We start from the raw sequence: 13,001 nt of genomic DNA on the forward strand, positions 1-13,001 counted from the left end.
GATAACGATTATAGCGACGGTAGGCGCCATTTCGATACATATCAGTATCGCGTCCCGCGAAATGGCAACGAACATGGCAACGAACGTTCACGATAACGACAACGACTGCGAAAGAACCTTGTTTTGAAAGCATCCGAATTGACCCCGAATATTCCTTCCCGGCTGGTGATCGCGTCGCGCGAGAGCCGTCTTGCCATGTGGCAAGCCGAGCATGTGCGTGCGCGCCTGGCGGCATTATATCCACAGTGTAGCGTTGAAATTCTCGGCATGACCACACGTGGCGACCAGATTCTCGACCGCGCCCTGTCCAAGGTAGGCGGCAAGGGCTTGTTCGTCAAGGAACTGGAAGTGGCGATGGAGGAAGGCCGCGCCGACCTGGCCGTGCATTCGCTGAAAGACGTGCCGATGGAGTTGCCAGCAGGCTATAGCCTGGCCGCCATCCTCGAGCGCGAAGACCCGCGCGACGCCTTTGTGTCGAACGATTACGCCAGCCTGGACGCCTTGCCGCACGGCGCCGTGGTGGGCACGAGCAGCCTGCGCCGCCAGTCGCTGATCGCCGCGCGCTACCCGCACCTGACCATCTTGCCCCTGCGCGGCAACCTCGACACGCGTTTGGGCAAGCTCGACCGAGGCGACTATGCGGCCATCATCCTGGCCGCCGCCGGCTTGAAGCGCCTGGGCCTGGCGTCGCGCATTCGCGCCGTGCTGGCGCCTGAAGATAGCTTGCCGGCCGCCGGCCAGGGCGCCATGGCGATCGAAATCCGCAATGAGCGGGCCGACGGCGTCGACCTGGCGGCCCTGCTGGCGCCGCTGAACCACGCGGCGACGGCGCAAGCCGTCACGGCAGAGCGCAAGGTATCGAAGATTTTTGGCGGCAGCTGCCAGATTCCACTGGCTGCGTTTGCTACCGTCGATGGCGAGCAGATGCGCCTGCGCGCGATGGTCGCCACGCCGGACGGCGCGCGCATGGCCAGCGCCGAAGCGAGCGGCCCGGCCGAGCGCCCCGAGGAACTGGGCGAACAGGTGGCAGCCTTGCTGCGCGAACAGGATGCCGCCGGCATCCTCGCTTCCTGTGCCGTCACGCCCGACAACCACGAAGGCCTGGCGCCGCATGCCTGATACCGTGGTGATCACGCGGCCTGCGGCGCAAGCGGGGCCGCTGGCCGCCAAAGTCGCGGCGCTGGGCTTGCCCGTGCAACTGCTGCCGCTGCTGGAAATCCACGCCCTGGACGGCGCGCAGGAATGCGCGCACTTGATGAAAGTGCTGCAGCGCCTGGGCGGCTATGCGCTGGTGGTGTTTGTCTCGCCAAACGCCATCGACTGCGTCTTTGCGCACCTGTCCGGCTGGCCGGCCGGCGTGCCGCTGGCCGTGGTGGGCGAGGGCAGCCGCCTGGCGCTGGCCGCGCACGGCGTGACAGAGGCCAATGCGACGATCACCAGCCCGCTGGACTCGGCGCGCAGCGATTCCGAGCATTTATTGCTGGCGCTGGACTTGCCGGCCCTGCGCGGCAAGCGCGTACTGATTGTGCGCGGCGATGGCGGGCGCGATTACCTGGCCGACGCCTTGCGTGGCGCGGGCGCCGAAGTCGAGTTCGTCACCGCCTACCGCCGCCGGGTGCCGGCGCTGACGCCGGCCTTGCGGGCGACCCTGGAGCATTTGTTGCAGCATAATAACAACTGGATCATCACCAGCTCGGAAGCGCTGCGCGGTTTGCTGGCATTGCTCGCTGCGCTCGATACAAGCGACGGTAAAAAGTGGGCTGTTGCAAAAATGCAACAGCAGCATCTGATCGTGCCGCACGCCCGTATTGCACAAACGGCGACCGCCCTGGGCTTTGCCCGGGTCACCTTGACAGGATCAGGCGACGCAGGAGTGCTCGCCGCGTTACAATCACGACCATGAACGAAATGCCTACAATCTCCGAATCGAATGCATCGCCTGGCAGCGCCGTGAAGACGGCGCCGCAGGCGGCCGACCAACCCACAGGCCGCGCGCCGAGCTTGCTCGAACAGCTGCAAAAGCCCATGAGTATCGCCGTCATCGTACTGGCGGTGCTGCTGGCTGCGCAAAGCTGGTCGTCCAGCAAGCAAATCCGCAATTTGCGCGAAGAAGTGGCCAAGCGCCTGCAAAAGGGCGATGTCAGCAATGCCGAAACGGGCGTGCTGGCGCGCAACGTGCAAGAAGGCAACAAAGAGCTGCAAGTCAAGGTGGGCGCGCTGGAAAACCGCCAGAGCGAAACCCAGAGCCAGCAGCTTGCGCTGGAACAACTGTATAACGACTTGTCGAAGAACCGCGACGAGTGGGCGCTGACGGAAATCGAGCAAGTGCTGTCGACGGCCAGCCAGCAGCTGCAACTGGCCGGCAACGTGCCGGGCGCGCTGATTGCCCTGCAAAATGCCGACCGCAGCCTGTCGCGCTCGGACAAGCCGCAATTCATCACCATCCGCCGCGCCATCGCCCGCGACATGGAAAAACTCAAGGCCTTGCCCAGCGTCGATTCGACTGGCGTGGCCCTGCGCCTCGACGCCGTGATCGCCCAGATCGACGCCTTGCCGATGCTGTCCGACGAAAAACCGGCCCTGCCGGCCGCGCCGGAAAAGCCGGGTAGGGCCGGTACCTTGCCCTCGCGCGGTGCCGCCGCGCATGGTGTAACTAAGCTGGTCGGTCCACCGGCGCCCGAGCCGCTGCTGCAAAAAGTGCGCGAAGGCTGGAACACCTGGAGTAGCGACATGTGGGATGACGTGCGTCAATTGATCCGCATCCGCCGCGTCGATACGCCGGAAGCGCTGATGCTGTCGCCCACGCAAGCGTATTTCTTGCGCGAAAACGTCAAGCTGCGCCTGCTGAACGCGCGCATGGCCTTGTTGTCGCGCAATGAAACGGCGTTCAGGAACGACTTGATCGCGGCCCAGGATGCGCTGGCCAAGTATTTCGATACGCGCGTCAAAAGCACGCAGACGGCGCAAGCCTTGCTGCGCCAGGTGCAGGCGAGCAACCTGGCCATCGAAATGCCGACCTTGTCCGACAGCCTGACGGCTGTGCGCAACTACAAAGCAAAGTCCTGAGCCCATGCGTCTATTTCTCTGGTTACTCGCCCTGATGGCCGCGGCGATCGGTATCGCCGTGACGGCCCGTTTCAACCCTGGCAACGTGGTGCTGTTCTATCCGCCGTACCGCATCGATTTGTCGCTGAACTTCTTCTTGCTGCTGCAGGTGCTGTTGTTCGTGCTGGTGTATTTCGTGCTGCGCACCGTGCGTGCCACCGTGCGCATGCCGGCGCAAGTGGCTGCCTACCGCCAGCGCAAGCGTGAGCGCGATGGCAACAAGGGCTTGCGCGAAGCCTTGAAAGCCCTGTTCGAAGGCCGTTTCGGCCATGCCGAGAAGGCTGCCCTGCGCGCCGCCGAACTGGAAGAAAACGCAGGCCTGGCCGCGCTGATCGGCGCGCGTGCCGCGCACCGCATGCGCCAGTCCGAACGCCGCGACAGCTGGTTGGCCCGCGTCGAAGGCGATGCCAGCCTGAAGACGGCGCGTTTGATGACGGTGACGGAATTGCTGGTCGACGACCATCAGCCCGAAGCGGCGCTGGCTGCCGTGCGCGAACTGAACGCCAGCGGCACGCGCCACATCCACGCGCTGCAATGGTCGCTGAAAGCCGAGCAGCAGGCGAAGAACTGGCCAGAAGTGCTGCGCCTGGTGCGTTCGCTCGACAAGTACCGCGCCCTGCATCCGGCCCTGTCATCGCGCCTGCGCGAGCTGGCCTACGACCATTTGCTGTCCGATCCGTCGCATGACGCCGAGTCCCTGATGCGCGTCTGGTCCACCGTGCCAAGCGTGGACCGGGTCAAGCCCTACGTCGCCTGCCGCGCCGCCACGGCCCTGAACGCGCGCGGCCTGCACGACGAGGCGCGCCTGGTGTGCGAAGAGTCGCTGGCCGCCGGTTGGGACGACCGCGTGGTGCGCGCCTACCGCGAAGCGGCGGCGCCAGCGGGCACACCGGCCTTGCTGCTGCAGGTCGAGCATTGTGAACAATGGCTGAAACAGCGTCCGCTGGATGCGGAACTGGCCCTGACCCTGGGTTCCCTATGCCTCAAGCAAAAACTCTGGGGCAAGGCCCAGCGCCACCTGGAGCAGGCGCTGTCGGATGCGAACGAGCCGCAAATGGTGCGCGACGCCCATTTGAAGCTGGCGCAGATGCACGACGCCTTGCAGCAGACGGAACAAGCCGCAGCCCATTACCGGCAATGCGCGCTGGCCACACTCCTGTAATGTAAGTTGTTACGCGTAAAAAATGCCGTTCAGTGCAGACTGAACGGCATTTTTTTTGGGCGATGGCAGCGCCAGGCGGGGGCAGTCTGCAGCATGGCGCCTTGCCTTGCCTTGCCTCCTTGCCTTGCTACCTCGCGTGCGGGCGCTGGCTTTGGCTGCGTGCAGCCATGCATGCCGCTGTCTCCTTTGCTTGCCGATGCGCGTGCCAACGTAAAACGGCCCGGTCGATGATTCGACCGGGCCGTCTGGCATGCACTTTATACTGCTGTTACCTTACTTCTTTTGCTGGGCCTTCTTCTCGGCTGCGTCCTCTGGCAAGGCATATGCCACCAGGGTGTCGCCCATTTTCGAGCCCAGCGAACCATGGCCGCCGGCCATGACGACGACGAATTGACGGCCCGACTTGTTGGATACATAGCTCATCGGGGTAGCCTGGCCGCCGGCTGGCAGGCGGGCTTTCCAGATCACTTTGCCGTTGCTGACATCGTAGCCGCGGATGTAGTAATCGAGCGTGCTGCTGAGGAAGGTCACGCCACCGCCGGTGGTGACCATGCCACCCAGGCTAGGCACGCCCAGTGGCAGTGGAATCGGCACGGGACCGCTGTCCATGGTGGTGCCGTTCTTGTGCATCCATACTTTTTTCATGGTGCGCAGGTCGACGGCGGCCACATAGCCCCAAGGTGGTGCCTGGCAAGGGAAACCCAATGGCGACAGGAAAGCCTTGATTTCCACTGCGAATGGCACACCGGTCTGTGGCTGCAAGCCCATTTCGCCACCGGTACCGCCTTTGGCCGTGGTTTCGGCGCGCGGCACGAGTTTTTCCAGGAAGCCCATGTAGTCGGGATTGACGATCAACAACTGGCGTACCGGGTCGATGGCCGCGCCACCCCATTCGAAGATGCCCAATGGGCCTGGGGAAATGACGGCACCCTTGCCCGCTGTTTGCGGCGTGAACGGGCCTTCATAGCGGCGTTCCTTGAAGATGATGCGGCAAGCGAGCTGGTCGAACGGCGTGGTGCCCCACATGTCTGCTTCGCTGATATTTCGCTCAGGCAAGAACGTCAGGGCCGAGAAAGGCTGCGTAGGCGAGAGTTTGTCGCCGGCGGCAGGATTGCTCGTTGGCACTGGTTTTTCAGGTGCTGGTACGACCAGGCTGCCATCGCGGCGGTCGATTACATAGATGTCACCGCGTTTCGTGGTGGCAACAACGGAAGGAACCTTGCCTTTTGGCGTGTCGATGTCGACCAGGCTAGGCTGGCCGCCGATGTCCATGTCCCAGATGTCGTGGTGCACGGTCTGGTAAGCCCAGCGTACTTTACCCGTTGCCAGGTCGAGCGCGACGATGGCGCTGTTGTATTTCTCGCCATTCTTGTTGCGGTTGCCGCCCCAGGTATCGGGGGTTTCATTGCCCATCGGGATATACACCATGCCCAGCTTCTCATCGATGCTGGCCACGCCCCATGAATTGGGCGAGTTATTGGTGTAGTTCTTGCCTTCAGGGAATGGTGCGGTATCTTCCGGCGTGGCGGGGTCCCAGTTCCACATCAGCTTGCCCGTTACTGGGTCGTAGCCGCGAATCACGCCCGATGGCTCTTCCGTCGAATGGTTGTCGGTCACGCTGGCGGCGATCACGGCCATGTGTTGCGATACGGCGGGCGGCGAAGTGGGCATCAGGAAGCCGCGCTTGGCCATGGCCATGTTTTTATACAGGTTGACGACGCCATTGGTGCCAAAGCTTTTGCACGACTCGCCCGTATCGGCGTTGACGGCGATCATGGTGCCGTCCATGGTAGGCGCCAGGATGCGGCGCGGGCACTCCATGCTCGCCGCTTGCGGCGCCGGGTCGTTCTTGGCGCGGCCCGCGTTCACATCCCAGTACGCCACGCCACGGCAGATCATGTGCTGGTAGCTGGCCGCATCGCGGTTGATCTTCGGATCGTGGCGCCAGATTTCCTTGCCCGTGTCCGGGTTCAGGGCGATGACGATATTGTGCGGCGTGCACAGGTACAGCATGTCATTGACCTTCAGTGGCGTGACTTCATTGGCGATCTCGCCCGGGTCGTTCGGTCCCTTGAAGTCGCCCGTATGATAGGTCCACGCTTCTTTCAGCCCGGAAATGTTGGCTGGCGTGATCTGCGCGGCCGGGGCATAGCGGTCGCCATAGCCGGAACGGCCATACGCGGACCAGTCATTGTGCTCCACGCCAGGCGCCAGATCGCCTGCGGCGGTGGCAGCCATGTTTTCGGCCGGCACCTCGCCATGCAGGTCATGATAGTCCTGGAACAGGGCGATGACGCCGGCGATGACGGTCAGGGCAACGGCAGCGCTCAAGGCGATTTTGCCGGCTTGCTGCGGTTTCTCTGCACCGTCGGTTGGCGGGCTCAGGCGGCGGCTGACGAAAGGCAGCAGCAGCCAGACGGCAGCGGCAAACCAGATGTCCAGGCGCGGCAGCAATTGCCACCAGTCAAATTTCACTTCAATCACGGACCAGATCAGGGTGGCGAACAGCAACAAGGCCAGGAAAGGCTGCGCGCTGCGGCGCCCCTTGAAGACGAGCGCGCCGGCGATGAGCATGCCGATGCCGGCCAGCAAGTAGTACCAGGAGCCGCCGAGGCTGGCCAGCCAGATGCCGCCGCCCAACAGGGCGAGGCCAAACAGAATGAAAATAACGCCGGTGACCTTTAATAAAGGCCCGGACCGGTAGGAGGGAATCATCATATTCCTTTTTGCAAGGATTTATCGGTGGCGCGCCAGTGGCGCCATATTGGATTCAGGGAAGGCGTCGATTGCGGAATGCGCAAAGTTTGGAATCACGAGAATGTTATATTTTATCAGAGTTGATTATTCTTTTCCTGTGAGCTTGCTTTTATTGATTATTTCAATTTTAAGGAAATAAATCCTTCAAATAAAAACAAATATTATGCTGATATTGCAGCGGTGCCACTACGAAAGCGAGGTGCGCACGGGCGTCGCGCACGTTCCATGGCGCCTGCGTGCTGAGCTCACGTGCGGATTCCAAGGGTGAATACAATGCCAATATTAATGAAAATACCTACATGATTGCTGGTGACATGGATGAATGGCAGGGGCGTTCGATAATGCTGGGGCGTAGATTGATCGGCGTATCGGCAGTATTACTTACGTGCTTATACGTATTAATGTTTGAGGTGTTGGCCACATTATCTTCGGCCGCTACGCGATATATTTTTTATCGCCATGGCATTGCCAGGCTGTGGCAACGCGGCGGGGCAGGGCGGTGGCATGGTCTGGCGCCGCGCCATCGCACAACTGTTGTCGTGGCGGTGCGCGAAACGGCCACAGGCCGCTGTTGCGATGCACAAGCGGTCTGTACTTCGCTATAATTACGCGGTTAAAACACAATCCGCTATAAGGAAAATCCATGAGTTTGAATAACGTCTCTTCCGGCCGCGACCTGCCGAACGATTTCAACGTCATCATCGAAATCCCGATGAACGCCGATCCGATCAAGTACGAAGTCGACAAGGAAAGCGGCGCGATCTTCGTTGATCGCTTCATGGGTACCGCCATGCACTACCCGTGCAACTACGGCTACGTGCCAAATACCCTGTCGCCGGATGGCGACCCGGTTGACGTGCTGGTCATCACGCCATTCCCGCTGTTCCCTGGCGTGGTCGTGCGCTGCCGTCCTATCGGCGTGCTGAAAATGACCGACGAATCGGGCGAAGACGCGAAAGTGCTGGCCGTGCCAGTCGATAAAGTCCTGTCGATCTACAGCCACTGGCAAAAGCCGGAAGACTTGAACGAACTGCGTTTGCGCCAGATCCAGCATTTCTTCGAGCACTACAAAGACCTGGAAAAAGGCAAATGGGTCAAGATCGACGGCTGGTATGGTCCGGAAGTGGCCAAGGAAGAAATCCTGGCCGGCGTCGCCGCGTTCAAGGCAGATGCCGAAAAAGCAGCTTCCTAAGTTGTTGACGCTGCGCAAGAAAACGCTCTCCGGTCACGGATAAAGGCTGTTTTCGTTCGTGTGCGAGTAAAAAAACGCTCCCCGCCAATATGGCCGGGAGCGTTTTTTTTACGACCGAAACGGACTGTGCTCGTTCAATTCATCGAGATAGGCATCGATGCCGCCCCGCTCGCGTTCGAGGAAGCGCTGCACGGCGTCGGCGAAGGCGGGATGCGCGAGCCAGTGGGCGGACCAGGTCTTTTGCGGCAGGAAGCCGCGCGCCATCTTGTGCTCGCCCTGGGCGCCGCCTTCGAAGGTAGCGATGCCGTTGGCGATGCAAAACTCCAGCGGCTGGTAGTACGCCGTCTCGAAATGCAGGCAGGGCACATGCTCCAGCGCGCCCCAGTAGCGGCCATACAGGGTAGTGTTGGTGTGGATCAGCAGCGAGGCGGCAAGCGCCCGGCCGTCGCGTTCGGCGATCACTAATAAAATGTTCTCCGGCATGCCGGCGCCGATGCGCTGGAAAAATTCCAGGCTCAAGTACGGCGACGACCGGTGCTCCGCATAGGTATTGCTGTAGCAGCGGTGGAACAGTTGCCAGTCGGCGTCAAGGGCGTCAACGCCGCGCACCTGGCGCAGGGTTACGCCCGCCTCTTGCACCTTGCGCCGTTCGGCGCGGATATTCTTGCGTTTCTTCGGTTCCAGGGTAGCCAGGAACTGTTCGAAATTCGCATAGCCGGGATTGAGCCAGTGAAACTGCACGCCGCTACGCAGCAGATAGCCGGCTGCCTCCAGCTGTTGCGCCTCGTTTTCCGGCGGAAACAGGATGTGGCACGACGAGACCTCGGCCGCTTGCTGCTGCGCCTGCAAAAAGACTAGCAGGGCGGCGCGCGCTTCACCATCGCGGGCCAGCAGGCGCGCGCCGCTGACGGGCGTAAACGGAATCGCCGACAGCAGTTTCGGGTAGTATTGGAGACCATGTTGCTGATATGCCTCTGCCCAGGCCCAGTCGAACACGTATTCGCCGTAGGAATGCGTTTTCAGGTACAGGGGCAGGGCGGCGGCCAGGGTCCCGCCTTGCCACAGCACCAGGAAATTGGGCTGCCAGCCGCTGCTGACGCTGGCGCAGCCCGATTCGTGCAGCGCGTGCAAGAAGGCATAGGAGAGGAAGGGATTGGCGTCCGCCTGGTGCGCCAGCAGGTCTGACCAGGCCGCTTCGCCAATTTCAGCCAGAGAAGAGACGATACCCGTGCGATAATTCATTGTTGTAGTGTGCATTCATCAATCTCGGGTCGCCGCCGTTGGCCTGCGCGTCCCTGTCTTGTTCTTGTTTAATAAAATTAATAAAACGAAATATCCATCATCATGACAGTCAAAGTCGCAATTGCTCAAATGAACAGTACGGTCGGCGATCTGGCGGGCAACCGCGCCAGGATCTTCGACCTTTCCCGCCGTGCGTTTGAAGCGGGGGCCGATATCGTGCTCACCCCGGAACTGTCGCTGGTCGGCTATCCGCCCGAGGACTTGTTGCTGCGCAATGCATTCTACGCAAAAACGCAAGAGACGTTTGCCGCACTGGCTGCCGACCTGGCCCAGTTCAAGGATTTGCACGTGGTGGTGGGCCTGCCATTGCAGGACGACAAGGGCGTGCGCCACAACGCCGCCTCCGTGCTGGTGAATGGCGAAGTGCTGGGCACCTACCGCAAGCACGACTTGCCGAACACCACCGTCTTCGATGAAAAGCGCTATTTCACATCGTCCGACCAGGCCTTCGTGTTTGGCGTCAAGGGCGTGCGTTTCGGCATCAATATCTGTGAAGACACCTGGTTCGAGCATGCGCCCATGCGCGCCCGCGCGGCTGGCGCGCAAGTGCTGCTGGTGCCGAACGGCTCGCCATACCACATGAACAAGCAGCATTTGCGCTATGAAACCATGCGCAAGAACGTCAGCGCGCAAGGCATGGCCCTGGTCTACGCCAACCTGGTCGGCGGCCAGGATGAACTGATTTTCGATGGCGACTCGTTCGTGATGGATGCGGCAGGCACGATTTGCGCCCAGCTGCGCCATTTCGAGGAAGACTTGCAGCTTGTCGAATTCGACGGCGCCACGCCCGTGCCGCAAGCCTTGGCCACGCCATTGACGACGGAAGCGCAGGTGTACCAGGCGCTGGTGCTGGGCGTGCGCGACTATATCGGCAAGAATGGCTTCCCGGGCGTGCTGATCGGCATGTCGGGCGGCGTCGATTCCGCGCTGACCCTGGCCATCGCCGTCGATGCTCTGGGCGCCGACAAGGTGCGCGCCGTCATGATGCCATCGCAATTTACAGCCGATATCTCGTGGATCGATTCGCGCGACATGGTAAAACGCCTCAATGTGCGCTACGATGAAATTTCGATCAAGCAAACCTTTGACGCTTTCCGCGCTACCCTGGCTGAAGAGTTCGCCGGACTGGCCGAAGACGCGACGGAAGAAAATATCCAGGCGCGCATCCGCGGCACCTTGCTGATGGCCCTGTCGAACAAGCATGGCAGCATCGTGCTGACGACCGGCAACAAGAGCGAGATGGCAGTCGGCTATTGCACCCTGTACGGCGACATGGCGGGCGGCTTTGCCGTTATCAAGGATATTGCCAAGACCCTGGTGTACCGCCTGTGCGCCTGGCGCAACAGTGTGTCGGACGTGATCCCCGAGCGCATCCTGACGCGCGGACCGTCAGCCGAGCTGCGCGCCGACCAGCTGGACCAGGATTCCTTGCCGCCGTATGAAACACTCGATGGCATCATGCAGCTGTACATGGAAGAAAACCGGCCGATCGCCGAGATTATCGCGGCCGGCTACCCGCCAGCCGATGTGGCCAGGGTCACGCGTTTGATCAAGATCAATGAATACAAGCGGCGCCAGTCGCCGGTGGGTATCCGCGTCACGCACCGCGGCTTTGGCCGCGACTGGCGCTACCCGATCACTTCCAAGTTTTTTGAATAACAAGCCATTCATTTTAAGGAGTAGCCATGAAACAGATTACCGCCATCATCAAACCATTCAAGCTCGACGAAGTACGCGAGGCCCTGGCCGATGTGAACGTGACGGGCTTGACCGTGACGGAAGTGAAGGGCTTTGGCCGCCAGAAGGGCCATACCGAGCTGTACCGTGGCGCCGAGTATGTGGTCGACTTCCTGCCGAAGGTCAAGGTGGAAGTGGTGGTCGATGACAGCGTGTCGGAACTGGTTGTTGACGCCATCATCAAGGCAGCCCGCACGGGCAAGATTGGCGATGGCAAGATCTTCGTGCGCGACGTGGAGCAAGTCATCCGCATCCGCACGGGCGAAACAGGCCCCGACGCGGTCTAAGTTTTTCAGCTGGCGCTGCTGTGCATCAGCGGCCCAGCCGCATGTCAAATTTCCAGCAGATCAGGCGCAAGATGGTAATGCCGCTGGCGCTGGTCCACAGCGCAAAGTCGTGTTCGGCGCCGAAGTGCATCTGCAGCAGATAGGCCCAGCAGCCGAAGAACGCGCAGATCGCGTATGGTTTGCCGTCGCGAAACACCATCGGCACTTCGTTGCAGACGATGTCGCGCATCACGCCGCCAAAGATCCCCGTAATGACTCCCATCATCGAGGCAATAAAGAGCGGCATGCCGGCGCGCGTCGCTTCAGCCACGCCAGCGATGGCGAACATGCCCAGGCCAATGGCGTCGGCAATGACGATCAGGCGTTCCGAGACGATTTGCCGCAAGTGCTGAATTAATGGTGCCGCCGTCAGGGCCAGCACGAAGATCAGGATCGCGTATTCCTGGTGCGAGACCCAGAACAAAGGCCGCTTGTCGAGCAGGATGTCGCGCAAGGTGCCGCCGCCAAAGGCCGTGATGAAGGCCACGACAAACACGCCGACCAAGTCCATGCGCTTGCGGCGCGCTTCGATGAAGCCGGAAAACGCGCCTACCAGGATGGCGATGACCTCAATGATCTTGATCAATGAGCCAGGCGGCAATTGGGGTGGCATCATGGGCGGAGCGCGTGGGCAGGAAATAATTGTCACAGGTTAACATGACACGGCCCCGAATGGTGACAAACGGGGCCGTGTGCAGTGTGTAACTTGTTACTCAATTGGCTTTTCTTGCTGGCAAGCCTAACGGATGGGCTGCAGGGCTGCGGAAAGTAAAACCACCAGCGCGCCATCGCCCCCTTCGGAGCGGCGCGCCTGGCAAAAGGCGATGACTTCATCCTTTTGCACCAGCCAGCTGTGCACCATCGATTTGAGCACCGGTTCCTGGCCTTTCGAGCCGAAACCCTTGCCGTGGATCACGCGCACGCAGCGCAGCTTGCGCCGCGTCGCCTGGTTCAAAAAGGCGCCGATGCCGTCGCGCGCCTCGTCGCGGCGCAAGCCGTGCAAGTCCAGCTCATCCTGGATCGGCCAGTGGCCCTTGCGCATCTTTTTCACCACGTCCGGCCCCACCCCGGGGCGGGCGTAGTTCAGGGCCGGATCGTTTTCCAGGTAATGGTCGACTTCGAACAAGTCCGACAGCGATTCGCGCAGCACGGCCGCATCATCGTCTGCCGGCGACAGCTTGCGCGCCGCTTGCTGGGCCGTCGTGCTGCCCGCCTTGGGCCGGCTGGGTACGTAGCGGTCGGACTCGGGCAGGCGTTTGATGCCGCCGATGCTGGCCTTGAACAGATTGCTCTCCACGGCCTGCACCTGCACCTGCTTGGCGCGCGCAGCTTGCTCGGCTGCGCGCACGTCGGCCTGTTCCTTGAGCTGCTTGCTGACCGCTTTCAGGTCGGCAAAGTCTTTCATCGACGCCATGCGACG

General features: G+C 61.4%; 12 protein-coding genes. 8 read left to right on the forward strand and 4 right to left on the reverse strand.

Going from position 1 to position 13,001, the window contains the following annotated elements; genetic code table 11:
- The first annotated feature begins 123 nt into the window (after positions 1-123).
- The 4 genes from hemC to ACQ4W6_RS19280 are packed head-to-tail and all read left to right on the forward strand — an operon-like array spanning position 124 to position 4,267.
- A complete protein-coding gene (gene hemC, locus ACQ4W6_RS19265; RefSeq protein ID WP_436568783.1) occupies positions 124-1,119 on the forward strand; it encodes a hydroxymethylbilane synthase in 996 nt (331 codons plus the stop codon).
- Positions 1,112-1,903: a uroporphyrinogen-III synthase gene (locus ACQ4W6_RS19270; RefSeq protein ID WP_436568784.1), complete on the forward strand. Its 792-nt coding sequence runs from the start codon at positions 1,112-1,114 to the stop codon at positions 1,901-1,903. The genes hemC and ACQ4W6_RS19270 overlap by 8 nt, the downstream gene beginning before the upstream one ends.
- Complete coding sequence (locus ACQ4W6_RS19275) at positions 1,900-3,066, forward strand: uroporphyrinogen-III C-methyltransferase (protein WP_436568785.1); 1,167 nt, start codon at positions 1,900-1,902, stop codon at positions 3,064-3,066. Before ACQ4W6_RS19270 ends, ACQ4W6_RS19275 begins: the two co-directional genes overlap by 4 nt.
- Before the next feature lie 4 nt (positions 3,067-3,070).
- Entirely contained in the window at positions 3,071-4,267 is a 1,197-nt protein-coding gene (locus ACQ4W6_RS19280; RefSeq protein ID WP_436568786.1) for a heme biosynthesis protein HemY, read from the forward strand.
- 273 nt (positions 4,268-4,540) lie between these two features.
- Here the strand turns inward: ACQ4W6_RS19280 and ACQ4W6_RS19285 are convergent, their stop codons facing one another.
- A complete protein-coding gene (locus ACQ4W6_RS19285; protein ID WP_436568787.1) occupies positions 4,541-6,985 on the reverse strand; it encodes a membrane-bound PQQ-dependent dehydrogenase, glucose/quinate/shikimate family in 2,445 nt (814 codons plus the stop codon).
- Between the two features lie 275 nt (positions 6,986-7,260).
- Here ACQ4W6_RS19285 and ACQ4W6_RS19290 point away from each other — a divergent pair, with 275 nt between their 5' ends.
- Both ACQ4W6_RS19290 and ppa read left to right on the forward strand, forming a co-directional pair.
- Positions 7,261-7,629: a hypothetical protein gene (locus tag ACQ4W6_RS19290; RefSeq protein WP_436568788.1), complete on the forward strand. Its 369-nt coding sequence runs from the start codon at positions 7,261-7,263 to the stop codon at positions 7,627-7,629.
- A gap of 38 nt (positions 7,630-7,667) precedes the next feature.
- The gene (gene ppa / locus ACQ4W6_RS19295; protein ID WP_436568789.1) at positions 7,668-8,216 is read left to right on the forward strand and encodes an inorganic diphosphatase; all 549 of its coding nucleotides are present in this window, start codon (positions 7,668-7,670) and stop codon (positions 8,214-8,216) included.
- 108 nt (positions 8,217-8,324) lie between these two features.
- Here ppa and ACQ4W6_RS19300 read toward each other — a convergent pair whose 3' ends face one another.
- Complete coding sequence (locus ACQ4W6_RS19300; RefSeq protein ID WP_436568811.1) at positions 8,325-9,458, reverse strand: GNAT family N-acetyltransferase; 1,134 nt, start codon at positions 9,456-9,458, stop codon at positions 8,325-8,327.
- A gap of 102 nt (positions 9,459-9,560) precedes the next feature.
- Here ACQ4W6_RS19300 and ACQ4W6_RS19305 point away from each other — a divergent pair, with 102 nt between their 5' ends.
- Both ACQ4W6_RS19305 and ACQ4W6_RS19310 read left to right on the forward strand, forming a co-directional pair.
- Entirely contained in the window at positions 9,561-11,177 is a 1,617-nt protein-coding gene (locus ACQ4W6_RS19305) for an NAD+ synthase (protein WP_436568790.1), read from the forward strand.
- Positions 11,178-11,203: 26 nt separating this feature from the next.
- Positions 11,204-11,542 (forward strand): P-II family nitrogen regulator, encoded by a 339-nt coding sequence (locus tag ACQ4W6_RS19310; protein WP_034758685.1) that lies wholly within the window; start codon positions 11,204-11,206, stop codon positions 11,540-11,542.
- A gap of 25 nt (positions 11,543-11,567) precedes the next feature.
- Here the strand turns inward: ACQ4W6_RS19310 and ACQ4W6_RS19315 are convergent, their stop codons facing one another.
- Together ACQ4W6_RS19315 and ACQ4W6_RS19320 are read right to left on the reverse strand one after the other, a co-directional pair.
- Complete coding sequence (locus ACQ4W6_RS19315; protein WP_034758680.1) at positions 11,568-12,197, reverse strand: trimeric intracellular cation channel family protein; 630 nt, start codon at positions 12,195-12,197, stop codon at positions 11,568-11,570.
- 123 nt (positions 12,198-12,320) lie between these two features.
- Positions 12,321-12,995 carry a Smr/MutS family protein gene (locus ACQ4W6_RS19320; RefSeq protein ID WP_436568791.1) on the reverse strand — a complete coding sequence of 225 codons (675 nt, stop codon included), beginning with the start codon at positions 12,993-12,995 and terminating at the stop codon, positions 12,321-12,323.
- Positions 12,996-13,001: the final 6 nt, after the last annotated feature.

Source organism: Janthinobacterium woesei, from assembly GCF_051380875.1.
Classification (GTDB): Bacteria; Pseudomonadota; Gammaproteobacteria; order Burkholderiales; family Burkholderiaceae_D; genus Janthinobacterium.